Source organism: Veillonella sp. R32 (assembly GCF_010093125.1).
Taxonomy (GTDB): Bacteria; Bacillota; Negativicutes; order Veillonellales; family Veillonellaceae; genus Veillonella_A.
Genome location: NZ_NMZQ01000024.1, coordinates 1 through 21559, shown reverse-complemented (window position 1 = coordinate 21559; position 21559 = coordinate 1). Strand labels below are relative to the sequence as shown.

The 21559-nt window shown below is 40.3% G+C and carries 27 protein-coding genes, 1 tRNA gene and 1 pseudogene; 28 read left to right on the top strand and 1 reads right to left on the bottom strand.

From position 1 onward, the window contains the following. The first annotated feature begins 47 nt into the window (after positions 1-47). The 6 genes from VER_RS05815 to VER_RS05790 all read left to right on the top strand — a co-directional run bounded on the left by VER_RS05815 (position 48) and on the right by VER_RS05790 (position 4284). Positions 48-1337, top strand: coding sequence for a homoserine dehydrogenase (locus tag VER_RS05815; protein WP_162099933.1), 1290 nt, complete (start codon positions 48-50; stop codon positions 1335-1337). Between the two features lie 9 nt (positions 1338-1346). Continuing rightward, positions 1347-2267, top strand: coding sequence for a homoserine kinase (thrB, locus tag VER_RS05810; RefSeq protein WP_162099932.1), 921 nt, complete (start codon positions 1347-1349; stop codon positions 2265-2267). 85 nt (positions 2268-2352) lie between these two features. Continuing rightward, a tRNA-Pro gene (locus VER_RS05805) sits at positions 2353-2429 on the top strand. A gap of 44 nt (positions 2430-2473) precedes the next feature. After that, positions 2474-3337, top strand: a complete 864-nt coding sequence (htpX, locus tag VER_RS05800) for a zinc metalloprotease HtpX (protein ID WP_162099931.1) — start codon at positions 2474-2476, stop codon at positions 3335-3337. Positions 3338-3346: 9 nt separating this feature from the next. Then, positions 3347-3751: a nucleoside-diphosphate kinase gene (ndk, locus tag VER_RS05795; protein WP_162099930.1), complete on the top strand. Its 405-nt coding sequence runs from the start codon at positions 3347-3349 to the stop codon at positions 3749-3751. 26 nt (positions 3752-3777) lie between these two features. Further along, positions 3778-4284, top strand: a complete 507-nt coding sequence (locus VER_RS05790) for a cob(I)yrinic acid a,c-diamide adenosyltransferase (protein ID WP_162099929.1) — start codon at positions 3778-3780, stop codon at positions 4282-4284. Positions 4285-4424: 140 nt separating this feature from the next. On the opposite strand, the gene VER_RS05785 is transcribed toward VER_RS05790, so the two are convergent. Then, entirely contained in the window at positions 4425-4763 is a 339-nt protein-coding gene (locus tag VER_RS05785; RefSeq protein WP_162099928.1) for a hypothetical protein, read from the bottom strand. 151 nt (positions 4764-4914) lie between these two features. Here VER_RS05785 and cobU point away from each other — a divergent pair, with 151 nt between their 5' ends. From cobU to VER_RS05675, 22 genes and pseudogenes are all read left to right on the top strand, one after another. Further along, positions 4915-5490, top strand: coding sequence for a bifunctional adenosylcobinamide kinase/adenosylcobinamide-phosphate guanylyltransferase (gene cobU, locus VER_RS05780; protein ID WP_162099927.1), 576 nt, complete (start codon positions 4915-4917; stop codon positions 5488-5490). Further along, positions 5490-7013, top strand: a complete 1524-nt coding sequence (locus VER_RS05775; protein ID WP_162099926.1) for a cobyric acid synthase — start codon at positions 5490-5492, stop codon at positions 7011-7013. The genes cobU and VER_RS05775 overlap by 1 nt, the downstream gene beginning before the upstream one ends. Continuing rightward, complete coding sequence (cbiB, locus tag VER_RS05770; RefSeq protein ID WP_162099925.1) at positions 7013-7990, top strand: adenosylcobinamide-phosphate synthase CbiB; 978 nt, start codon at positions 7013-7015, stop codon at positions 7988-7990. The genes VER_RS05775 and cbiB overlap by 1 nt, the downstream gene beginning before the upstream one ends. Next, positions 7987-8730 carry an adenosylcobinamide-GDP ribazoletransferase gene (gene cobS, locus VER_RS05765; RefSeq protein ID WP_162099924.1) on the top strand — a complete coding sequence of 248 codons (744 nt, stop codon included), beginning with the start codon at positions 7987-7989 and terminating at the stop codon, positions 8728-8730. The genes cbiB and cobS overlap by 4 nt, the downstream gene beginning before the upstream one ends. A gap of 90 nt (positions 8731-8820) precedes the next feature. Beyond that, complete coding sequence (locus VER_RS05760) at positions 8821-9729, top strand: GHMP kinase (protein ID WP_162099923.1); 909 nt, start codon at positions 8821-8823, stop codon at positions 9727-9729. Positions 9730-9743: 14 nt separating this feature from the next. Continuing rightward, positions 9744-10880, top strand: a complete 1137-nt coding sequence (gene cobD, locus VER_RS05755; RefSeq protein WP_162099922.1) for a threonine-phosphate decarboxylase CobD — start codon at positions 9744-9746, stop codon at positions 10878-10880. Then, complete coding sequence (gene cobC / locus VER_RS05750) at positions 10843-11478, top strand: alpha-ribazole phosphatase (protein WP_162099921.1); 636 nt, start codon at positions 10843-10845, stop codon at positions 11476-11478. Before cobD ends, cobC begins: the two co-directional genes overlap by 38 nt. Positions 11479-11489: 11 nt before the next feature. Next, positions 11490-12188, top strand: coding sequence for a pseudouridine synthase (locus VER_RS05745; RefSeq protein ID WP_162099920.1), 699 nt, complete (start codon positions 11490-11492; stop codon positions 12186-12188). A gap of 60 nt (positions 12189-12248) precedes the next feature. Next, positions 12249-13319, top strand: a complete 1071-nt coding sequence (locus tag VER_RS05740; protein ID WP_162099919.1) for a Xaa-Pro peptidase family protein — start codon at positions 12249-12251, stop codon at positions 13317-13319. A 14-nt stretch (positions 13320-13333) separates the two neighbouring features. After that, complete coding sequence (gene efp / locus VER_RS05735; RefSeq protein WP_162099918.1) at positions 13334-13891, top strand: elongation factor P; 558 nt, start codon at positions 13334-13336, stop codon at positions 13889-13891. Positions 13892-13950: 59 nt separating this feature from the next. After that, the gene (locus tag VER_RS05730) at positions 13951-14373 is read left to right on the top strand and encodes an Asp23/Gls24 family envelope stress response protein (protein WP_162099917.1); all 423 of its coding nucleotides are present in this window, start codon (positions 13951-13953) and stop codon (positions 14371-14373) included. Then, positions 14373-14759 (top strand): Asp23/Gls24 family envelope stress response protein, encoded by a 387-nt coding sequence (locus tag VER_RS05725; protein ID WP_238390158.1) that lies wholly within the window; start codon positions 14373-14375, stop codon positions 14757-14759. The genes VER_RS05730 and VER_RS05725 overlap by 1 nt, the downstream gene beginning before the upstream one ends. Next, positions 14743-15180 carry a transcription antitermination factor NusB gene (gene nusB / locus VER_RS05720; RefSeq protein WP_162099916.1) on the top strand — a complete coding sequence of 146 codons (438 nt, stop codon included), beginning with the start codon at positions 14743-14745 and terminating at the stop codon, positions 15178-15180. The genes VER_RS05725 and nusB overlap by 17 nt, the downstream gene beginning before the upstream one ends. A 7-nt stretch (positions 15181-15187) precedes the next feature. Next, positions 15188-16189: a metallohydrolase gene (locus VER_RS05715; RefSeq protein ID WP_162099915.1), complete on the top strand. Its 1002-nt coding sequence runs from the start codon at positions 15188-15190 to the stop codon at positions 16187-16189. 8 nt (positions 16190-16197) lie between these two features. Then, complete coding sequence (xseA, locus tag VER_RS05710) at positions 16198-17403, top strand: exodeoxyribonuclease VII large subunit (RefSeq protein ID WP_162099914.1); 1206 nt, start codon at positions 16198-16200, stop codon at positions 17401-17403. Beyond that, positions 17396-17614 carry an exodeoxyribonuclease VII small subunit gene (xseB, locus tag VER_RS05705; RefSeq protein WP_162099913.1) on the top strand — a complete coding sequence of 73 codons (219 nt, stop codon included), beginning with the start codon at positions 17396-17398 and terminating at the stop codon, positions 17612-17614. Before xseA ends, xseB begins: the two co-directional genes overlap by 8 nt. A 120-nt stretch (positions 17615-17734) precedes the next feature. Then, positions 17735-18613, top strand: a complete 879-nt coding sequence (locus VER_RS05700; protein ID WP_162099912.1) for a polyprenyl synthetase family protein — start codon at positions 17735-17737, stop codon at positions 18611-18613. 2 nt (positions 18614-18615) lie between these two features. Further along, the gene (locus tag VER_RS05695; RefSeq protein ID WP_162099911.1) at positions 18616-19083 is read left to right on the top strand and encodes a divergent PAP2 family protein; all 468 of its coding nucleotides are present in this window, start codon (positions 18616-18618) and stop codon (positions 19081-19083) included. Positions 19084-19098: 15 nt separating this feature from the next. Beyond that, positions 19099-19902 carry a TlyA family RNA methyltransferase gene (locus VER_RS05690; RefSeq protein ID WP_162099910.1) on the top strand — a complete coding sequence of 268 codons (804 nt, stop codon included), beginning with the start codon at positions 19099-19101 and terminating at the stop codon, positions 19900-19902. Between the two features lie 8 nt (positions 19903-19910). Further along, on the top strand, positions 19911-20792 hold the full coding sequence (locus VER_RS05685) for an NAD(+)/NADH kinase (protein WP_162099909.1): 882 nt from the start codon (positions 19911-19913) through the stop codon (positions 20790-20792). Further along, positions 20789-21367, top strand: a complete 579-nt coding sequence (locus VER_RS05680; RefSeq protein ID WP_162099908.1) for a class I SAM-dependent methyltransferase — start codon at positions 20789-20791, stop codon at positions 21365-21367. Before VER_RS05685 ends, VER_RS05680 begins: the two co-directional genes overlap by 4 nt. Positions 21368-21370: 3 nt before the next feature. After that, positions 21371-21559 (top strand): annotated as a pseudogene (locus VER_RS05675) (arginine repressor); the annotation flags it as partial.

Sequence of the window (21559 nt, the reverse complement as noted above, 5' to 3'; positions counted from 1 at the left end):
GACTTATACTCATAGGCCGGGGCACTCCTATAAGAGAGAGGGATAGTATGGAACCAATTAAAGTAGCCTTATTAGGCTTTGGTACGGTAGGACAAGGCACTTTTGAATTGCTGGTCAAAAACGGTGATTTAATTGCTAATCGTGCTGGTGTGCCTATTCAAGTTAGTAAAATTTATGTACGGAACAAAGAAAAATATAGTCACATAGCTTTGCCGGAGGGCACAAGTTTTGTAGAAAATGTAGCGGATGTATTCAATGATCCGACCATTCAAATCGTCGTAGAGGTTATGGGGGGCACAACTTTTGCTCGTGAATGTGTGGAAAAAGCGTTAGCTAATGGCAAAAGTGTAGTAACTGCTAATAAAGATTTATTGGCAGAGGCAGGCCCTTATTTACTTGACTTAGCAGCTAAACATGAAGTTGATTTACGCTATGAAGCCAGTGTATTGGGCGGCATTCCTATTATCCGTACATTATATGAATCTTTAGCTGGTAATCGTATTACTGAAATTGTGGGTATTTTAAATGGCACCACTAACTTTATTTTGTCGAATATGACAGAAAAAGGCGCTGGCTATCAAGAAGTATTGGCAGAAGCCCAAGCTTTAGGATATGCTGAAGCAGATCCAACGGCTGATGTGGAAGGCCTAGATGCAGCCCGTAAATTAGCCATTCTATCATCCATTGCTTTTAATCGTCGTATTTTCTTTGAAGATGTGTCGGTAGAAGGGATTACTAAAATCGATGCCACCGATATTGCTTTTGGCAAAGAATTTGGTTATACCATCAAATTATTAGGGATTGCTAAAGAAACTAAAAAAGGTTTGTCCTTAAATGTACATCCATCGTTCATTTCGAGTAATCATCCCTTAGCCTCTGTACGGGGCTCCTATAATGCGCTCTATGTAAAGGGTAATGGTATCGATGATGCTATGTTTTACGGACGAGGCGCTGGCAGCTTGCCAACAGGTAGCTCGATTGTAGGGGATATTATGGAAGTGGCTAAAAATATTCGCACTCAGCATTTAGGGGCACTACAACCGTTCTACTTCTCAGAAAAGAATCTTTATGCGTCTGGCAAAATTGAATCTTCTTATTATATTCGCATTTTAGTAGATAACTCTACGGGCGTATTAGCTAAAGTAGCCACTAAGCTAGCGGAACAACGTATTTCCGTACAGGCGGTGACGCAACGCAATGAAAGTGAAACGACGTCTACCATTGCTATTGTAACGTCTTCTTGTCCACGGTCTTATATCGTGAATGTTATCAACGCGTTTAATAATTTGCGCGTTGTTCGTGAAGTAGGTAGCGTAATTCCAATCATGGCAGACTAGGAGGGAATTATGGAGCCAATTATTGTAAAAGTACCGGCTACTAGCGCAAACTGTGGCCCTGGTTTTGATTCTTTAGGCCTTGCTTTGGAGTTATATAATACCTTTACCTTTACACCTGATCAAGCAGCGTCAGCTAATACCTATACGTTTGCAGGTTTTGATGCTGAATTATTAGCTAAGGAAGATCAAAGTCATAATTTAGTAGGTTTTGCTATGGAGCAAGTATTTAAAACCGCTAAGGCAACACCTGTGTATGGAGCTATTCATAGTGAGGCTGCCATTCCACCTTCCCGTGGCTTAGGTAGTAGCTCTACGGCCATTGTAGCAGGTCTCTTATTAGCTAATAAAACCCTTGAAACGCCCTTAAGCACCCATGAGTTATTACTCTTAGCCAATTCCATTGAAGGTCATCCTGACAATGTAGCACCCGCTTTATTAGGCAATTTGGTGTGTGCCGTTAATCATGCCAGTGGTTTATTATATACAACTGTAAACTTGCCTGAAGAATTAGTATTTGCCGTTGTGGTACCGGAAGTTACGGTCGCGACAGAGTATGCCCGCAGTGTTTTACCTAAGACAATTACGCATAAAGATGCGGTAACGAATGTTAGCCATGCCACTTTATTGGTAACAGCTTTATTGCAACACAAGCTAGATTATTTACGGATTGCCCTTGAAGATACCCTTCATGTGCCATATCGTAAAACCTTAATACCTCATTGTGAAGACGTTTTCAACGCTGCGTTAACAAAAGGGGCCTATGGCGCTACTATTAGCGGCTCTGGTTCTACCTTGATAGCTTATTGCCCACGTAAGGTCGCTGAAGACGTAAAAGTGGCTATGGCCAACGTATTTAATGAAGCCGGTATTGCTTGTCATGCCTATGTATTAGAAGCGGATACTACAGGCGCCCAATATGTGACAGCTTAGCTACAAATTGCCAAAAGTAGGCAATTACTATATAATTATAGTGTGAATAGATATTTTTCAAAATTGTTGATATAATACTATTCATCGGGACGTAGCTCAGCTTGGTAGAGCGCTACCTTGGGGTGGTAGAGGTCGCAAGTTCAAATCTTGTCGTTCCGACCATGTACGTATGAAGTATACATTTAAGAAAGAGGCACACAAAAACTATGAATAATGTAAAGACAGCTGTTTTACTGGCATTGATGACTGGTTTATTAATGGTAATCGGACAGTTAGTCGCTGGCAAGACTGGTCTTCTAACGATGTTTATTATTTCTATGGGGATGAACTTGTTCAGTTATTGGAATAGTGATAAGATTGTCCTCAGCATGTACAATGCCCGTCAAGTATCGGCGACGGACAATCCCGATTTGTACAATATGGTAGCAGGCCTTGCGAAACGAGGTAATTTGCCAATGCCTAAAGTGTATATTATTGATTCAAAAGTGCCTAATGCCTTTGCTACAGGCCGCAATCCAGAGCATGGTGCGGTAGCCGTAACGACTGGCATTATGGAGCTTTTGACTGATGATGAAATTGAAGGTGTATTGGCTCATGAATTGACCCACATTAAACATCGTGATACTTTAATTAGTACCATTGCAGCAAGTATTGCTGGCGTCATTACTATGATTGCTAATATGATGCAGTTCTTTGCTATCTTTGGTCGCAGTGACGATCGCGAAGGGGGCAATCCCATTGCCATGTTGGCTACCATTATTTTAGCACCTATTGCAGCCGCTTTAATTCAAATGGCCATTTCACGGTCACGCGAATATTTGGCTGATGAAGGGGGCGCTGAAATGAGTGGTAAACCTTTATCGTTAGCGTCGGCCCTAGGCAAAATCGACTATTATTCCAAATATGGTGCTTTGCCAACGAGTGAAGCTCAAGTTGGTACAACAGCTCATATGTTTATTATCAATCCATTAAGCAATGTAAAGGACTTTACTAGTTCTTTATTTAGTACTCATCCAAGTACAGCATCTCGTATTGAAAAGTTAAAAGAATTAGCTGCGCGTATGCGCTAGGAGGTAATTATGGAACACACGTTAGTACTGGTAAAACCTGATGGAGTGAAGAAGAAACTTTGTGGTGAAATTTTAGCTCGCTATGAGCGCAAAGGCTTAACAATTAGTGCCTTAAAATTAATGCAAGTACCGTGTGAATTAGCGGCGGAACATTATGCTGAGCATAAGGATAAACCGTTTTTCCAAGAATTAATTGATTTCATTACCTCAGGCCCTGTCTTAGCGATGGTGTTAAGTGGGGAAAATGCAGTAGCTGCGGTGCGTCAATTAAATGGGGCTACGGATCCGTTAAAAGCGAATCCTGGTTCCATTCGTGGCGACTATGGCTTAGCAATTAATGAAAATGTTGTTCATGCCTCCGATGCGGTAGATACAGCTAAACGGGAAGTCGCTTTATGGTTCCCTGAATTTTAATTTTTTATATTACTAGAGGTGATAGTATGAACGCAAAGGTATACACTAAAACAGGTGATAAAGGTTCTACTTCTTTATACACAGGGGAACGACTTTCTAAAGCCTCCCTTCGCGTAGAAGCGTATGGTACGATTGATGAACTCCAAGCAGTACTTGGGGTTGCCCGTGCCTTCTCTGAACACGAGGATATTCAACAAGTGATTTATGGCATTCAAAAAGAGTTATGGCAGTTAATGGCTGACGTAGCTAGCTTAGGTCAAGAGCCTACCATTACGGATGCCCATATTGAAAATTTAGAAAAAATTATCGATAGCTATGATGCTAAGATGGAACCACTCACTAAATTTATTGTACCTGGTGATAAAAAAAGTTCCGCCTTATTACATCAATGCCGTACGGTAACCCGTCGTGCCGAACGAGCTTTATTGCGTGCTGCAGAATCTGGTGAAGCGATTCACGAAGTAAACATTCGTTATTTAAATCGTTTGTCTGATTGTTGCTACATGTTAGCTCGTGCAGAGTTTGAACTTTAATAGGCCATCGCTATGTATTCTTTGTGTTCACGTAGGTGAAGTGGCAGTAACTTCATACTTGCTTGACGCGTGAATACGGAATACGGTCACCCAATAAAAAAAGCTATGTTACCGAGTGATTCGCGTAACATAGCTTTCTTTTATTGGTCAATCGTGCCTGTATTTAATACATCTTCGGGACTTGGATAGTAGAAGAATACAATACTAATCTCATATTGGAATTTTTCACGAATTTTAGCCGCTAAAATGGTTTCAAATTCGATTAAGTCTTCTGGTTCAATAGTGCCATCTTCTACGAGGACTAATAATTGTGGTTCTACCGATGGGGCATTAGGTGGTAAGGCTTCTGGTGGTAAGGGAATATTCACAATCACACGGGCTGTAGCGGCATACTGTTCATTTTGATCGGTAACAACCGCGCGATAGGTATTTTCCCATAATGTAGCCATTAATTTAACATAAAAATTTTTCATTTCCATAAAATAAACACTCCTTTTTTATTCCCCCTAGATGGCCGAAACGGTGTATAATGGGAGATATGGGTATTGATATGGAATTATTGTATACTTATAGGGGCACTAAATGCAAGTAGTGTCAATTAAATTAACAGTAGGGAGTGTATAGCGGTTCATGACGAACAATACAAGTAAGATCATACTTTGTACTGGTGGTGCACGCAGTGGTAAAAGTGAGTTTGCCGAACAACTAGTGTTATCATTACCAGGCACGAAAGGGTATGTAGCAACGAGTCAAATTTTTGACGATGAAATGGAAGATCGTGTAGCAAAGCATAAAGCTCGTCGTGGTGCGATGTGGCAAAACTTTGAAATTCCTTATGATCTAGCCGCTTCATGGCCAAAGGTTTTAGAACAATGCGATGTCATTTTGGTAGACTGTTTAACTATGTATGCTACCAATGCCATGCTAAAAAACGAGCCTCACACCCAAGCAGCATGTAATGAAATAGCAACAGCCTTAGTAGGTCAGTTAGAATTAATCCTTTCACAAAGTCGTGAAGCGCAAAAAACAGTGGTCTTTGTTACTAATGAATTGGGCTTAGGAATCGTACCGGAAAATCGAATGGCTCGATTTTTCCGCGATATAGCGGGTTTACTCAATCAAGCCGTGGCTAAGAATGCTGATGAAGTGTATTTTACCATTAGTGGTATTACGACAGAGCTAAAATCCAAGGAGGTTCATATATAATGGCTAAGAAAATTATGTTTCAAGGAACGAGTTCAAATGTAGGAAAAAGTATTTTGACTACGGCATTGTGCCGTATTTTTTATCGTAGAGGCTTAAAAACAGTGCCATTTAAAGCGCAAAATATGGCCTTAAACTCCTATGTAACTCGTTGGGGCGATGAAATTGGGCGTGCCCAAGTAGCTCAAGCAGAAGCGGCTGGTATAGATCCAATTGTGCAAATGAATCCGGTCCTTTTAAAACCAACTGGCAATCAATCCTCCCAAGTAGTACTTATGGGAAAACCAGTAGGCGTATTCAGTGCTAAAGAATATCACACCCAATATTCCTTAACTGCTCTGGATAAAGTAAAAGAAAGTCTTCAATTCTTAGACCATAATTTTGATATGATTGTCATTGAAGGGGCTGGAAGTCCTGCGGAAGTCAATTTAAAAGCGAATGATATTGTAAACATGCGGGTAGCCAAATTGACAAACTGTCCTGTAATGCTAATTGCTGATATTGATCGTGGTGGTGCCATTGCCTCTATTGTAGGTACACTGGAATTATTAGAACCAGAAGAACGAGATTTAGTGAAAGGGATTGTAATCAATAAATTCCGAGGCGATATTAATTTATTAAAACCAGCGCTCGACTTCATTGAAGAACGAACCGGTCGCAAAGTAGTCGGTGTTATTCCTGCCATTGAAAATCTTGACATTGACGAAGAAGATTCGGTAGCCCTCGAAAGTAAGCATACTACTATTAATCGTGATATTACAATTGCTGTTATGCAAACTCCTAAAATTTCTAATTTTACAGACTTTGATGCCTTAGCATATGAACCAGATGTAGCGGTTCGTTTTGTTAAACCAGGTGATGCGATTGGGGAGCCCGATTTAATCATTTTACCAGGCTCTAAGAATACGTTAGCGGATTTAAAATATTTACAAGATCGTGGGTATGATAAGGATATTAAAGCCTTAGTCGCTAAGGGAACACCGGTACTTGGCGTATGTGGTGGCTATCAGATGTTAGGTGAAAAACTACATGATCCAGATGGTGTTGAGGGGGATATTCCTGAATTAGCGGGTCTTGGTTTATTGCCTACAGAAACTACTATGACAGGCACCAAAATGACGCATCAAGTAAGTTTTAATACTAAGAATTTACCTTTCTTAGGTATGAAGTATAGTGGTGAAAATTTACGAGGTTATGAAATTCATATGGGGGATACCCATGGTGTAGGTGCTGTAGCTGAATGCTTTAATATTACCTCCCGCAGTGAAAAACCAGTACAGGTAATGGATGGTTTTACTGATGAAACAGGGCAAGTGATGGGGACGTATATTCATGGCATTTTAGACAATGATAGTCTTCGTCGTCAATTAATCAATGCTTTGCGCACTAAAAAAGGTTTAGCACCGCTAGGTGAAGTGTTCCATTATTTTGAACATAAAGATGCTGCTTATAACTGCTTAGCAGATATTGTGGAACAACATTTAGACATGGACTACATTGATACCTTATTAGAGGAACAAGCCTAATGGAATGGTTTGTGCAAAATGCTCATTTCTTTATTCCTTTATGGGCCTTTCTATTAGACTGCCTCTTAGGAGATCCTAAAAGCCGTTTTCATCCTGTAGTCCTCATTGGAAACGTCATTTCTTTCTATGAACATCTCCTATATGGCGCCACTGATTCGCCTCGTAAAAAAATGGCTTATGGTGCCTTAACGGTGTGCTTAACGTTGCTAACGGTGACGGGTATTGGCTTTTGCCTCTTACTAATTGCCGGTACCATTCATCCCTGGGTAGCCTATGCTATGGAAGTAATTATTGTCTATATTACCATTAGTCCACGTTCTTTAGCGGAAGCAGGCCTAGAACTCGCTCATTTATTACGGGCTAAGGACTTTCCCGAAGCACGCCGTAAAGTGGGGTGGATTGTCGGTCGTGACACTACTGAATTAGATGAAAGTGAAATTACTCGTGCTACCATTGAAACGGTGGCGGAAAATACCGTGGATGGCATTATTTCGCCCTTATTGTTTTTCGCTTGCTTTGGCCCTTTAGGCGCGCTTTTTTACCGTACTGCCAACACTATGGATTCCATGTTAGGGTATAAAAATGAACGGTACCTATATTTTGGGAGAGTGGCGGCTCGTTTTGATGATGTAGTCAATTGGATTCCCGCACGGATAACGTTATTATTGTATATTGCGTCCGCTTTTATCTTGCGTCATGATTGGCGCAATGCTTGGTATATTGCCAAGCGAGATGCAGCCAAACATCCTAGTCCTAACGGAGGCTATGCGGAAGCACCCGTAGCCGGCGCCTTACATATCCGCCTTGGTGGGTATAATAAATATGGGGATACTATGACCTTTAGGCAGTTTATGGGAAATCCTGATGTGCCTATGCGTGGTATTCACATTCAAAAAACAATTGGTATGATGTATGTTTGTTCTTTATTAGGGGTTGTATTAGCAGCCTTAATTTCTAGAATCTTGGTGATACTATGAAGTCATTTTTTATTGGCTTACAATTTTTAACCCGTCTTAAAATCGTAAATCAAACAGAATGGGATATTCATGATTTTGGCAAAAGTGTAGTGTATTTTCCTTTTGTAGGTCTAGTCATTGGTGCCTTTATGGCGGCTATTTACTGGCTATTAGCAGATCATTTACCTATACAATTATTGGCTTTATTATTAGTTATTTTTGAATTCTTATTTACTGGCGGCCTTCACGCCGATGGATTTATGGATACTTGTGATGGCCTGTTTTCAGGACGTGACCGAGAACGTAAATTAGAAATCATGAAAGATAGTCGCGTCGGTTCCAATGGGGTAGTGGGTTTTGTATTTCTAACGCTATTGAAATGGCAATTATTAGCCAATGTTAATCCTCAATTCCTTTGGGAATTACTCTTATTTTTGCCAATTATTAGTCGCTATTCTTTAGTATTAAGTATTCGTCTTTTCCACTATGCGCGACCAGAAGGCATGGGGAAGGCCTTTGCCGTATATTCACCAAAGAGTACGCTCCTTTGGTCCACAATATTCGCTTTATTACCCGCCATCTATTTTCATTGGGATTATGCCGTATTTCTTGGTAGCGGTATCTTATTAAATATGATTTTAAACTCTTATATCGCTAAACATTTAGGTGGCGTAACGGGAGATACCTATGGATTTGTTATTGAATCCTCAGAGGTGTTACTTATTTTAGTAGCCCTTGCCATTGGCTTTGGTGCCTTATAAAGAGCTAGCTTAAAAGCTTTACAGTATTTTTACTGATTATTTACTGTAGATATTTATATTTTTTTGTATATTAGTATGGAGGAACGACAGGTGTCATATTATGTGCGAGCACCAGGGACGTGCGGCGAATTTTTGCAAGGTTCCATTGATGGTCAACCATTCTTGGTTACCTGTCCAATCAATCGCTATTCCTATGCCCTTAGCGAAGTGCAACAACCTTTGAGGCCGTATTATTGTTCACTGCAACCGAAAGCAGCCTTAGCGACGCAACAAGTAAAGACCTTACTAGAAACGACTTCACCAGCCATGTTGGCTCAATGGAGTCATTTAAAATCAGGCCCTACCGTGCATGTACGATCAGATATTGTACAAGGCAAAGGGATGGCATCGAGTAGTGCCGATATAAGTGTGGCCGCCATGGCAACAGCCTTAGCTTATGGTCGCCCTTTAACCTTAGAAGAATTAAAAGAGATTTGCCTACGCATAGAACCGAGCGATGCCTCTTTTTATCCTGGGGTAGTCCAATTTGATTATATTTCTGGGGTGATAACAGAGCCATTGGGTAATTGCCCACCTATGAAAATTATGATTTTTGATGAAGGTGGGGAGATTGACACAGTAGCCTTTAATGCCCAGTCTGGCTTGCGAGATTTAATTGCGGAAAAAGAGCCTTATATTTTGGAATCCTTAGCTTTGTTTAAGGAAGGTATTGCACAACATAACGTTTCTTTAATTGGCCAAGCTGCTACGTTGAGTGCCTTTGCTAATCAACGTATTTTGCATAAACCATTACTCTATGAGCTCCATGAAATAGGAAGTCACTTTAATAGTGTAGGTACGATTATTGCTCATAGTGGCACAATTATGGGCCTTTTATTTCCGTCTGATGGGGCGCCCTTAGCAGATTGTAAGGCCGCTGTCCAACAAGCCTTACCGAATTTGCATTATTTAGATACTGTGGAAACTACAAATGAGGGCATTACATTTATGAAACGCTAGGGAGGTGCTACATAATGAAAAATATACATGGTGGTAATATTTACAAAATAGCCCGTGCCCATGGCGTTCAGCCTCAGGATATTATAGATTTTAGTGCTAATATTAATCCTGTAGGCTTAAGTCCCAAAGGAGAAGCTGCGCTAAAAGAACATCTTAGTGAAATTATTCACTATCCAGATCCTAATAATGAAGCTTTACTCGAAGTGACTAGTAAAACCCTTGCCATATCAAGCGAACAAATTCTTTTTGGCAATGGGGCTGCTCAACTTTTATATGCTTTAATGGAGTTATCAGATTTAAAAGAAGTGTTAGTTCCTGCACCAGGCTTTTCAGAGTATGCCTTAGCTGCGAAAGCGCAAAATCTTAAGGTTACTTCGTATCCGTTGACTCTAGTAGCAGACCCTATGTATCACTTTGAAATGCCCTATGAAATTTTGCGTGACCATTTGCATAGAGCGGCTGCTAATGGGGAACGCTATTTGCTTTGTTTAGGCAATCCTAATAATCCTGACGGAAGTTTACAGACAGTGGCTACTGTCTTAGAATTAGCTCAATTAGCAGCCACATCTAATAGTCTCTTGTTGGTCGATGAGTCTTTTATTGAATTTACCAATGAAAGTCACAGTTTACGGCCTTATATAAAAGAATATCCTAATCTGTTAGTCTTACATTCCTTGACTAAGTTTTATGCGATACCAGGACTACGTTTAGGCACGCTTTTAGGGAATTCAGAACTCTTAGCAAGGATAAAACAATTTATTCCCGCTTGGTCAGTCAATCACTTAGCTGCTCACTATGGCATAGGGGCTTTACAAGACGAAGTATATCGCCAAAAAAGTCGGGCTGTGGTAGCTCGTGAAAAGGAATGGCTCTACGGGGCCATTAAGGCGTTTCCATTTTTAACAGTATGCGCCCCTAGTGTTAATTTTATGTTATTACATTGGCAGCCAGAATCACCAGATTTAGGTGCTTTTATGGAGTTTTTAAACACTAAAAATCTATTAATTCGCAGTTGTGAAGCTTATGAAGGCTTAGGCACTGGATGGTTCCGCATTGCCGTAAAAGATAGAACGAATAATGAATTATTAATCTCATATGTAAAGGAGTTCGCCTATGCACACAATTTATTTAGTACGTCACGGTCAGACTGAATGGAATAGCACTGGTTTTTATCAAGGGTATACCAATGTGCCTTTAAATGAAACTGGGGTTTTACAAGCACAAGCAGTGGCTAAAGAATTAGCATCCGTGCATTTTGATTCCATTATTGCCAGCGATTTAGATCGCGCTCGAATTACAGCGGAAACTATTTTAGACAAACGCTCTATTCCATTTCGCACGGATGAACGACTTCGGGAAATTAACTTTGGCGATTGGGAAGGTCTTACTTATGATCAAATCGAGGCTAAATGGCCACAATCTATTTACACTATGTACCGCAGTCCTGATAAAGTAAAAATCTCAAATGGCGAATCCTTCCAAGAGGTACAAGAGCGTTCTTGGGAAGCCTTAGTTGAGGAAATGAAACAGGTGGGGGACGATAAAACGATTTTAGTAGTCGCTCATGGGGGCACAAATCGTACCTTAATCTGTAAAATGCTAAATTTACCGCTTCATTTTGCTTGGAATTTTAGCCAAGGTAATACCTCTATTAGCCGCGTTGAGTTCTATGGCTTAACTGAAGATGACCACAATACCTTGAGTTTACTGAACTATACCAAGCATTTAGAAACATATAATGTAAAATAGTAGGTTTTAATATGCGCTTACGTTTAGATAAATTTTTGGCTAATAAAGCCTTTGGTAGTCGTAAAGAAGTACATGCTTTGATTAAACAAGGTTTAGTTACTGTTGATTCGGTTGTGGCGACTAAAAAGGATATGGCCATTCAAATTCCCGAACAAATTATTGCTGTTAACGGTGAAGTGGTAGATAATCGTCAACAGTATTATGTAAAATTTAATAAACCAGCTGGTTATGTTTGTGCGGTAGAAGATAATCGCCATCCTACTGTAATGGAGTTACTACCACCAGAGTTTTTAACTATGGGCGTTGTACCTGTCGGCCGTTTAGACAAAGATACGGAAGGTTTACTCTTATTATCGAATGATGGTGTATGGGCTCACCGCATCATTAATGGGAAAAAACATATTTCTAAATTATATTATATTGAATATACCGGTGAACTCACTGAAACAGGCTTAGAGCGTATAAAAGAAGGTATTGTCCTGGGGGATGGCACAGTTTGTAAACCAGCCAATCTTGAGCTGTTAGAGCCTGGCAAAGCTCAAATCACTATAGAGGAAGGGAAATACCATCAGGTAAAACGTATGATAGGCGCCGCTGGTGGCGAAGTCACTTACTTAAAACGTTTATCCGTAGGTCCCTTAACCCTAAGGGGCATTGAAAATTTAGGGGATTTTACCTATCTTAGTGAGGAAGACGTGGAAAAACTATAGTCAAAATACGTAATTTATGGTATCATGAAATGAAAAAATTTATAGCAAGGGAGTCTTATCATGAATGGCTTATTACGCCTACAGGATTATTTGACTGCGCACCAGTATGATGGCATACTCTTGCTTAGCCAGACCAATCTTAGGTATTTTGCTGGTTTTACAGGGACTACAGCGGTAGCTTTTGTAACACCTAAACAAGCATATATAATTACAGATAGTCGCTATACGGAACAAGCTCAGCAACAGTGCGAGGGCTATGAAGTAGTCCAGTATACTACTACCGTATGGGACAGCATTTCAAAGATAATTGAGGAACAGCAAATATCCTTAGCTGTATGTGCTTTTGAAGGCAATTATGTACCGGTAGATACATACCAAATTTTTTCAAAAGTACTTAACCATAGTCAATTTGCATCGGTTAACCTTACGCCATTACGGGCCATAAAACGACCTGATGAATTAGACTTAATGCGTAAGGCGGCACAAATTGCTGATGAAGCCTTTGCTGCTATGTTGCCTCAATTAAAAGTTGGCATGACCGAAAAAGAAGCTCGAGTGATTCTTGAAATCGAAATGATGCGCCGTGGTTCTGAAGAACCTTCTTTTGATACGATAGTAGCATCAGGGCATCGATCTAGTATGCCTCATGGGGTGGCCTCAGATAAAGTCATTGAAGATGGTGATTTTGTTACCTTTGATTTTGGCGCTGTCTATAAAGGCTATCATTCCGATATGACCCGTACTATTGTTATGGGTAACGCTTCACAAGCACAACGGTCATTATACAATGTAGTACTACAAGCTCAACTATTAGGATTAAAAGCTGTTAAAGCCGGTGTAACTGGTAAAATGGTAGATGCTGCTTGCCGTGATAGTATTTATAAAGCTGGCTATGAAGGGTATTTTAATCATGGCACTGGTCATGGCGTAGGTCTTGATATTCACGAGGAGCCAGTAGCTTCACCAAGGTCTGATATAGTCCTAGAGCCTAATATGATTGTCACTGTAGAACCAGGCGTATATTTACCTGGTCAAATAGGTCTTCGCATTGAAGACAGTGTTATTGTTACTGACGAGGGTTATGAATTATTGACTCATACCTCGAAAGAATTAATAGAAGTAAAAGGTTAAACGGAGGGATTTAAATGATTTCTAGTAATGATTTTCGTCCGGGCGTAACAGTTGAGCTCGATGGCAACGTGTGGCAAGTAGTTGACTTCCAACACGTAAAACCAGGGAAAGGGGCTGCTTTCGTTCGTTGTAAATTAAAGAATTTGCAAACCGGCGCTGTAGTTGAACGTACTTTCAATGCTGGTGAAAAAGTACCTAAAGCTCACGTAGATCGTCGTCGTATGCAATACTTATACGAAGCGGATGGGGCTTATACATTCATGGATAACGAAACCTATGATCAAGTAGAATTAAATCTTGAACAATTAGGGGATGCTAAAAACTTCTTACTTGAAAACATGGAAGTAAGCATCATGTTCTTCCAAGGTATCGTAATTGGTATTGATTTACCAGTAGCCGTAGAACTTCGTGTAGTTGAAACTGATCCTGGTATCCGTGGCGATACTGCCACTGGTGGTACTAAACCAGCTACGCTTGAAACTGGCTATGTAGTTAAAGTACCGTTGTTCATCGAAGTAGACGATGTACTTCGTGTCGATACTCGCACTGGTCAGTACATTGAACGTGCGTAATTTCATTTAAATTAAAAAGCATTTGTCTTTTACGCATGTGGTGAGAGGCAAATGCTTTTATGCTATGGCAGAAAGGCTGGCGTACTATGAGTGAAGAGACTACATTCTTTGAAGGAATAACCAAAATTAGCGATACTGTATATGGCACTATTGCTTTATTAAAAGCGTTGGAGATTAAAGGGGTTGCCTCCATGAGTACGACTGCTGGTGATGATTTTGCCAATTTTATTGGTATGAAAAGCCAGTGGGAAGGGGTTAAGCTACAACATGTATCGGATACATCTATTACCCTAGATTTATACTTAGTAGCACGTTATGGCTACCGTATTCCCGACGTGGCTTTACGCGTCCAAGAGCATGTTAAAACAGGTATTGAAACCTTGACGGGAACCACCGTAGAGGGTGTTAATATTTTTATTCAAGATATTGCGTTTGATAGCACGTTAAATGCTACAACTAATGAGGAAAGGAGCGATACATAGTGGATACTAAGAATAAGCCTGCGGACATATCCGACGAGGTTATTTTACAAATTGCCAATCATGCGTTAACCGTAATTCCAGGCTATCATTCACTAAATAGTAATTTTTACTATGGCATGGTCGATGGTATTGCTCGTAATTTTGGTCAAAAACGCTTACCTGGTATTAATGTAAAACACCGCAAAGAAGGTCTAGAGGTTAATATTTATATTAATGTCCTTTACGGCTATCCTTTGATGACCATGGCTGAACAAATTCGTCAACAAATTCGCAAGGATTTAAGAGACTCTTTAGCCATTGAAAATGTACGCGTTGACGTGCACTTTGAAAATATAATCGATCCTAATCAACAACTAGAGGAGACTAGCAATGAAACAAAATCGTAATCGTCGCCAAGCACGTTTATATGCTTTCCAAAGTTTATACGCCAAGGAATTTCATACAGCGGAAGACATTATTTCTGTACCTACAGCGGAAGAAGTAAATACTACGGCCGGTATGGATATAGCCTATGCCGAAGCTATTATTCAAGGCGTAGAAGCTAATAAAACAACCATTGATGCGCTGTTACAAGCTCATTCACCTAAGCGTAAAATCGCTCAATTAGGAGCGGTAGAACGAAATGTACTGCGCTTAGCTACTTGGGAACTTACCATTTCTAATGAAGCCATTGATCCACGCATTATTATTAATGAAGCGATTCAATTAACTAAAGATTATGGTGCGGAAAAGAGTTATAAATTTGTGAATGCTGTTCTTGATACGATTGCCAAAAATAAAGCAACCGTAGGCGCTACGGAGGCCTAAGAGGGCTATGAAAGTTTATTTAGGGTTAGATACCAGTTGTTATACTACCTCTTGTGCACTCGTAACAGAAGATGGCGAATTAGTAGGCGAAGCGCGTAAATTATTGGATGTGAAACCTGGCGCCCGTGGGCTTCAGCAATCGCAAATGGTATTTCAACATACCCGTGCTTTACCTAGTTTAATTGAGCAATTACCTCAGGACTATACCCTAGCTGGCATTGGTGTGAGTGCGTTTCCTAGACGGGAAGCTAATTCATATATGCCAGCTTTTCTTGTAGGTCATGGGGTAGGTCGCACCTTAAGTCATATACATAAAGTGCCACTATTTGAATTTTCCCATCAAGAAAATCATATTTTAGCTGCTTTACGCGTATTACAAACTGTACCTACTGAGCCGTTTTATAGCCTTCACGTATCGGGCGGTACGACCGAATTATTATACTGTAAACCTCATGAAGACCATTTCTTTACTACCCAATTAGTGAATGGATCCATCGATTTACAAGGCGGACAATTTGTAGATCGTGTGGGGGTAGCCTTAGGATTAACCTTTCCAGCAGGACCAAAACTAGAACAATTGGCCAAGTGCCTTTGTCCTAATCCAAAAGAATTAAAGCAACAAGTAAAAGAATTGGTAAAAAATAATCAATTCAAACCCTTGCCAGTCGCCGTAAAACAAGGTGCCCTTAGCTTTGGCGGCCCTTGTAGCGAGGCGATGCGTCGTCTTGAACGTGAAGCTTCTATTACGGAAACTACGCAACAAAACATGGCTGTAGCCGTTTTCCTATGTATTTGCCAATCTTTGACTAAAATGCTGACCTATGAATGGGAACAGCGCCCAGCTAATCGATTGATTGCCGTAGGCGGTGTATTAGCAAATAGCTATTTACGGCAAGCACTACTCAGCTTTGGTCAGAAGTACAAGCTTGCTGTGGATTTTGCACCACCACAATATAGCTCCGATAATGCCACGGGCGTAGCCTATGGCGCTGCTTTATTAGGAAAGTAGAGGAATTTATGGATGTTTTTTCAGTTACACGCTTAAACAGTCTAATCAAACGTGTCTTAGAGCGTGAATATATTCTTAAAAACTGCTATGTAGCAGGCACAATTTCCAATTTAAAACGTCATAGCACGGGGCATTATTATTTCTCGTTAAAAGATGAGGATGCTTCCGTTGACGTAGCTCTTTGGGCTGGTACAGCCCAGAAAAAAGGCTTAGTCAATGCCTTAGAAAATGGTCTTTTTGTTACCATGCGGGCTACTATAAATTTCTACGAAAAAACAGGCCGTTTAAGTCTTATTTGTAATGATATGGAAATTGGTCAGAAAAGTCCCTATCAATTAGAGTACGAAGCTTTAAAAAAAGAATTAACTGCACTGGGCTATTTTGATGATCTTCATAAACAGCCATTACCTGTCATGCCTACTTGCATTGGCCTTGTAACGTCTGAATCGGGTGCCGTACTCCACGATATTTTACATGTAGCGGCCCAACGTAATCCCTGGGTTCAATTTAAACTTTTTGCTGTGCCCGTGCAAGGTGATAAAGCGGGTCCTATTATTGCTAAAGGCATTGAGCGGGCCGATAGGGATAAAGCGGTGGAGCTTATCATTGTAGGCCGTGGTGGGGGCTCTATGGAAGATTTATGGTGTTTTAACGATCGTGCCGTAGTAGAGGCTGTGTATCACTGTCAAACACCGATTGTGTCAGCAGTAGGTCATGAAACGGATTATACCTTATGCGATTTTGCTGCCGACGTTCGTGGTGCTACGCCCAGTCATGCCGCAGAATTATCCGTATATCCTGTAGCCTTACTATGGCAACAGTTAAAAGATAAAGAGCAATATTTACACCAATTTATGAAGCAAACTTTAGAAAGTAAGAAGCAAGATTTACAAGCTATCTTCAACCGTAAGTTGGGGATTCCAGCCCTTACTTTAATTCATAAAGAAAGTGGAAAATTAACGGCTTTACAGCATCAATTAACTTCTTCCATTACGAATCGTATAGGACAGAAACAAAATGATATAGCGCTTTTAGCGAAGCAATTGGAATTATTAAACCCGCTTCATGTATTGGTAAAGGGCTATACCAAAGTAGAACATAAAGGACGCCCTATCCGTACTACTAGGGACGTTTCAGTTGGTGATTCTATTGATATAACCATGCAAGATGGCACATTAGAAGCTGTGATTAAGGAGATTCATACCAATGGCTAATACATTAAAAAATTACGAAAAGAAATACGCCGCTTTAGAAGAAATTGTACGCACCTTAGATGCTAACGAACTATCAGTGAATGATTTACTAACACAATATAAAAAAGGCCTTACCTTAGTAAAAGAATGTTCCGATATGCTTCAAAGTGTAGAAGGGGAAGTACGCCAAATTATTGAAGAAGTACGAATTGGCGATGAAATGCAGAAATAATCTATGTATAAATTAGACTAAATGATGTATAATAATTAGATAGAGAGTATTTTTATAATTGCTAGCTATTAATTAATAAAATAGTAGTTACTGATACATACCCACAGGGTAGGAGGAACTATGTTAACAGAATATTTAAAAGCCAGTAAAGCTTGGACTGAATCATATTTAGCTACTCTTTTAGAGTCTCCTAATACAGAATATGCAAAGCTTTACGAAGCTATGCGCTACAGCTTATTAATGGGCGGGAAACGAATACGTCCCATTTTAACCAAAGCGGTTATGGAATCACTCGGTGTTTCACCGGAACCATACAAAGAAATCGTCTGTGCTATCGAGTTAATTCACACCTATTCATTAGTGCATGATGATTTGCCTGCTATGGATAATGATGACTATCGTCGTGGCAGCCTTACAAACCATAAAGTATATGGTGATGGCATGGCCATATTAGCGGGCGATGGTTTATTAACCTATGCCTTTCAATTAATGTGTCAAAATATAGTAGCCACACCAAGCCAACAATTGCAATGTGTCTTAGCCTTAGCGAAAGCCGCTGGGCCAGAAGGTATGGTGGGGGGCCAAGCTTTTGATTTAGAATCAGAAGGCCGTCACATTCCTTTATCAGAATTGCAAGTATTACATCGTGGTAAAACGGGCGCCTTATTCCTGGCCGCTATTGAAATAGGCCTTATTCTTAGTAAGGCGTCACCTAACGTGCAAGCTAGTTATCGCACCTATGGCGACCAACTCGGTTTATTATTCCAAATTACCGATGATATTTTAGATGTAACGGGCACCATGGAAGACTTAGGCAAAATGCCTGGCAGTGATGAAAAGCAAGATAAATCTACATACGTGTCTGAATTAGGCGAAGCTGGCGCTCGGGCTAAAGCCGAAGAAACCGCAGCGGCCGCTAAAGCAGCCTTAGCCGAAATAGAGGGCGATACCCGAATTTTAGAAGCCTTAGTGGATTATCTAGTACATAGGACGAATTAATCATGCAGTTTTTTAGTGAAATTTTTAGTAATTACATAGCACTCTGTGCCTTTTGGGGTTGGTTCTTGGCGCAAGCTCTTAAATTTGTTATCGTCTTATTACAAATACGTCGTCTGCAATGGGAACGTCTCATTGGCTCCGGTGGCTTTCCTAGCTCTCATACCTCTTTAGTAGTAGCTTTATCTACAGCCACAGCCTATGAGCATGGTGTAAACTCTGATTTATTCGTTATTTGCTTAACCTTTTCCCTCATTGTCATGTATGATGCGTCAGGTGTACGTCGCGAAGCAGGACGACAAGCACAAATTCTCAATCAATTAATGGAACATTTCAAGAAACGCAATATTCCAGTTCACATTGAAGGAGGGCAAATGCTTAAAGAATTGCTAGGACATACGCCCTTTGAAGTATTTGGCGGTGCTATCTTAGGATATACGGTTGCATCCATTATTTATTATAATTTTCTGTAATCACAAGGGAGTTTTATGAGTACAAAAGAACGGTTAGACGTATTACTAGTGAACCGAGGCCTCTTTGAAAGCCGTGAAAAAGCAAAAACAGCCATTATGGCTGGTCAAATTTTCATGGGCACAGTATGTGTCGACAAAGCGGGCACTAAAATTCCTGTTGATGCTGATTTATCGGTCAAAGGGAATACCTTGCCCTATGTAAGTCGTGGTGGTCTAAAGTTAGAAAAAGCCTTACAGCTCTATCCCATTGATTTAACGGATGCTGTCATGGTGGATATTGGCGCCTCTACTGGCGGTTTTACGGATTGTGCCTTACAAAATGGGGCGGCTAAAGTATTTGCTATCGATGTGGGCTATAACCAACTCGCTTGGTCTTTACGACAAGATCCACGTGTTATTAATATGGAAAAACAAAATATCCGTACCGTAACAGCGGAACAATTGGGGGAATTAGTGGATTTTATTTCCATTGATGTAGCCTTCATTTCCCTTGATAAGGTATTACCGGTAGCCGTTACCTTATTAAAAGACAGTGGCTCCTTAGTGGCCTTAATTAAACCTCAATTTGAAGCGGGTCGTGAAAAAGTGGGCAAAGGTGGTATTGTGCGAGAAGCTAGTACTCATGAAGAAGTATTGCTCCGTATTTTACAAGTAGCTGAAAGTTGTGGTTTATATCCACATGGTGTCACGTATTCACCCATTAAAGGGACTGAAGGTAATATTGAATTTTTAGGATTTTTTAAGGAAACAGCGGAAGGGGCTTTGCCCATTACAAATGAGTTAGTTCAATCAGTAGTGGCAGCCGCTCATGAAATGTAGGTGATGATATGCGTGTTGGTTTTATCCCTAATATGGGCAAAGAAAATATAATACCCGTTCTCCAAGAGGCAAAGCGTATTTGCGAAAATTGTGGCATAGAAGTTTGGCTTCCTGAAGATCTTAAAGAATTTGACTTACCACATATTCTTGACATCCCTGCGGAACATGTATTACCACGACCAGAAATTTTTAAGCACTTAGATATTGCCTTTAGTTTTGGTGGCGATGGTACGCTTATTCATTTAGCCCGTCAGATTTATATGCACGATGTTCCTATTTGTGGTATTAATTTAGGGGAGCTAGGCTTTTTGAATCAAATCGAATTAGCCGATATGGAAGATCGAATTACAAAGATTGCTAATGGTGATTATCGCGTAGAAAATCGGATTCATTTAGCTGCTGAAATTCGCACTGCTGAAGGAGCGAAAAAATTAACCCCTATCATTAATGAAGTTGTTATTACCCATGAAAAGCCAGGGCGTATGGCGCGTATTAATTTAGCCATCAACGAAGGCTACACACAAATGTATCCCGCTGATGGGTTAATTGTGGCTTGTTCCACTGGTTCTACGGGGTATAATTTATCCGCTGGTGGCCCTATTATGGCGCCAGATAATCACTCTATTATTGTCACACCAATTGCACCCCATTTATTGCAAAGTGTGTCCTTAGTATTAAAAGAAAGTGCTCGCATCGATTTAACCATGCCAAAGCGGCAGGAAAAACTACACATTTGTATTGATGGCACTTTTGATTATGAGTTTACCAGTGAGGATACCTTACATATAGAAGCCAGTGCTTTATATAGTCGCTACGTCCGCTTCTATGAGCAAAAATTCTTTGCCACTTTATTCCGTAAATTGTCAGCCCGCCGAGATGAACTTCTATGATTAATTTGAATCATGCTGTACAATTTCAACGAACCTTATGGCTTAATCAATTAACTAAGGCTCAAACTATTGTAGATGCCACGGTAGGAAATGGTCACGATTTGCTGTATTTAGCTAACCATTGCCAAAAAGGAACTACTTTATATGGCCTAGATAGGCAAGCTATAGCCATTGAGGCCTCTAAGCAAAGAGTGGCTAAAGAGTGCCAACGTCAAGATATTAACTGTCACTTTATAGAAGGTCGTCATGAAATTCTACTAAGTGACACGCCTTGGCTAGCGGCACCTATTGATTTGCTGATTTTCAATTTAGGCTATTTGCCAGGTAGCTCTCATGAGTTAATGACGCAGCCTACAACAACTATTGAGGCCATTAACCAAGGCTTAACGCATTTAGCGCCACGCGGTCTGATTACTATTGTAGCGTATCCAGGCACACCTACTGGTGAAGCGGAAGCGCAAGCAGTACATACATTGTTAACAACCTTGCCACAACAGGCGTATGATGTGGCAACTTGGATGCCTATTAACCAGATTAATAAGCCTCCCATTTTATATATTATTAAAGGACGGTGACCTATGAAACGCTACAGATATAACAAAATTAAAGAAATCGTACAATCCCGCTCTATTGAAACCCAAGAAGAATTAGCAGCCGCTTTAGCGGATGAAGGGATTGAAGTAACACAAGCTACCGTATCTCGTGATATTAAAGAGTTAATGCTCATTAAAATTCCTACTGGTGATGGCCACTATCGTTATGCTTTA

Coding starts and splice junctions, on each gene's coding strand:
- VER_RS05815 (WP_162099933.1), top strand. CDS start 48: ATGGAACCAATTAAAGTAGCCTTATTAGGCTTTGGTACGGTAGGACAA.
- thrB (WP_162099932.1), top strand. CDS start 1,347: ATGGAGCCAATTATTGTAAAAGTACCGGCTACTAGCGCAAACTGTGGC.
- htpX (WP_162099931.1), top strand. CDS start 2,474: ATGAATAATGTAAAGACAGCTGTTTTACTGGCATTGATGACTGGTTTA.
- ndk (WP_162099930.1), top strand. CDS start 3,347: ATGGAACACACGTTAGTACTGGTAAAACCTGATGGAGTGAAGAAGAAA.
- VER_RS05790 (WP_162099929.1), top strand. CDS start 3,778: ATGAACGCAAAGGTATACACTAAAACAGGTGATAAAGGTTCTACTTCT.
- VER_RS05785 (WP_162099928.1), bottom strand. CDS start 4,763: ATGGAAATGAAAAATTTTTATGTTAAATTAATGGCTACATTATGGGAA.
- cobU (WP_162099927.1), top strand. CDS start 4,915: ATGACGAACAATACAAGTAAGATCATACTTTGTACTGGTGGTGCACGC.
- VER_RS05775 (WP_162099926.1), top strand. CDS start 5,490: ATGGCTAAGAAAATTATGTTTCAAGGAACGAGTTCAAATGTAGGAAAA.
- cbiB (WP_162099925.1), top strand. CDS start 7,013: ATGGAATGGTTTGTGCAAAATGCTCATTTCTTTATTCCTTTATGGGCC.
- cobS (WP_162099924.1), top strand. CDS start 7,987: ATGAAGTCATTTTTTATTGGCTTACAATTTTTAACCCGTCTTAAAATC.
- cobD (WP_162099922.1), top strand. CDS start 9,744: ATGAAAAATATACATGGTGGTAATATTTACAAAATAGCCCGTGCCCAT.
- cobC (WP_162099921.1), top strand. CDS start 10,843: ATGCACACAATTTATTTAGTACGTCACGGTCAGACTGAATGGAATAGC.
- VER_RS05745 (WP_162099920.1), top strand. CDS start 11,490: ATGCGCTTACGTTTAGATAAATTTTTGGCTAATAAAGCCTTTGGTAGT.
- VER_RS05740 (WP_162099919.1), top strand. CDS start 12,249: ATGAATGGCTTATTACGCCTACAGGATTATTTGACTGCGCACCAGTAT.
- efp (WP_162099918.1), top strand. CDS start 13,334: ATGATTTCTAGTAATGATTTTCGTCCGGGCGTAACAGTTGAGCTCGAT.
- VER_RS05730 (WP_162099917.1), top strand. CDS start 13,951: ATGCTATGGCAGAAAGGCTGGCGTACTATGAGTGAAGAGACTACATTC.
- nusB (WP_162099916.1), top strand. CDS start 14,743: ATGAAACAAAATCGTAATCGTCGCCAAGCACGTTTATATGCTTTCCAA.
- VER_RS05715 (WP_162099915.1), top strand. CDS start 15,188: ATGAAAGTTTATTTAGGGTTAGATACCAGTTGTTATACTACCTCTTGT.
- xseA (WP_162099914.1), top strand. CDS start 16,198: ATGGATGTTTTTTCAGTTACACGCTTAAACAGTCTAATCAAACGTGTC.
- xseB (WP_162099913.1), top strand. CDS start 17,396: ATGGCTAATACATTAAAAAATTACGAAAAGAAATACGCCGCTTTAGAA.
- VER_RS05700 (WP_162099912.1), top strand. CDS start 17,735: ATGTTAACAGAATATTTAAAAGCCAGTAAAGCTTGGACTGAATCATAT.
- VER_RS05695 (WP_162099911.1), top strand. CDS start 18,616: ATGCAGTTTTTTAGTGAAATTTTTAGTAATTACATAGCACTCTGTGCC.
- VER_RS05690 (WP_162099910.1), top strand. CDS start 19,099: ATGAGTACAAAAGAACGGTTAGACGTATTACTAGTGAACCGAGGCCTC.
- VER_RS05685 (WP_162099909.1), top strand. CDS start 19,911: ATGCGTGTTGGTTTTATCCCTAATATGGGCAAAGAAAATATAATACCC.
- VER_RS05680 (WP_162099908.1), top strand. CDS start 20,789: ATGATTAATTTGAATCATGCTGTACAATTTCAACGAACCTTATGGCTT.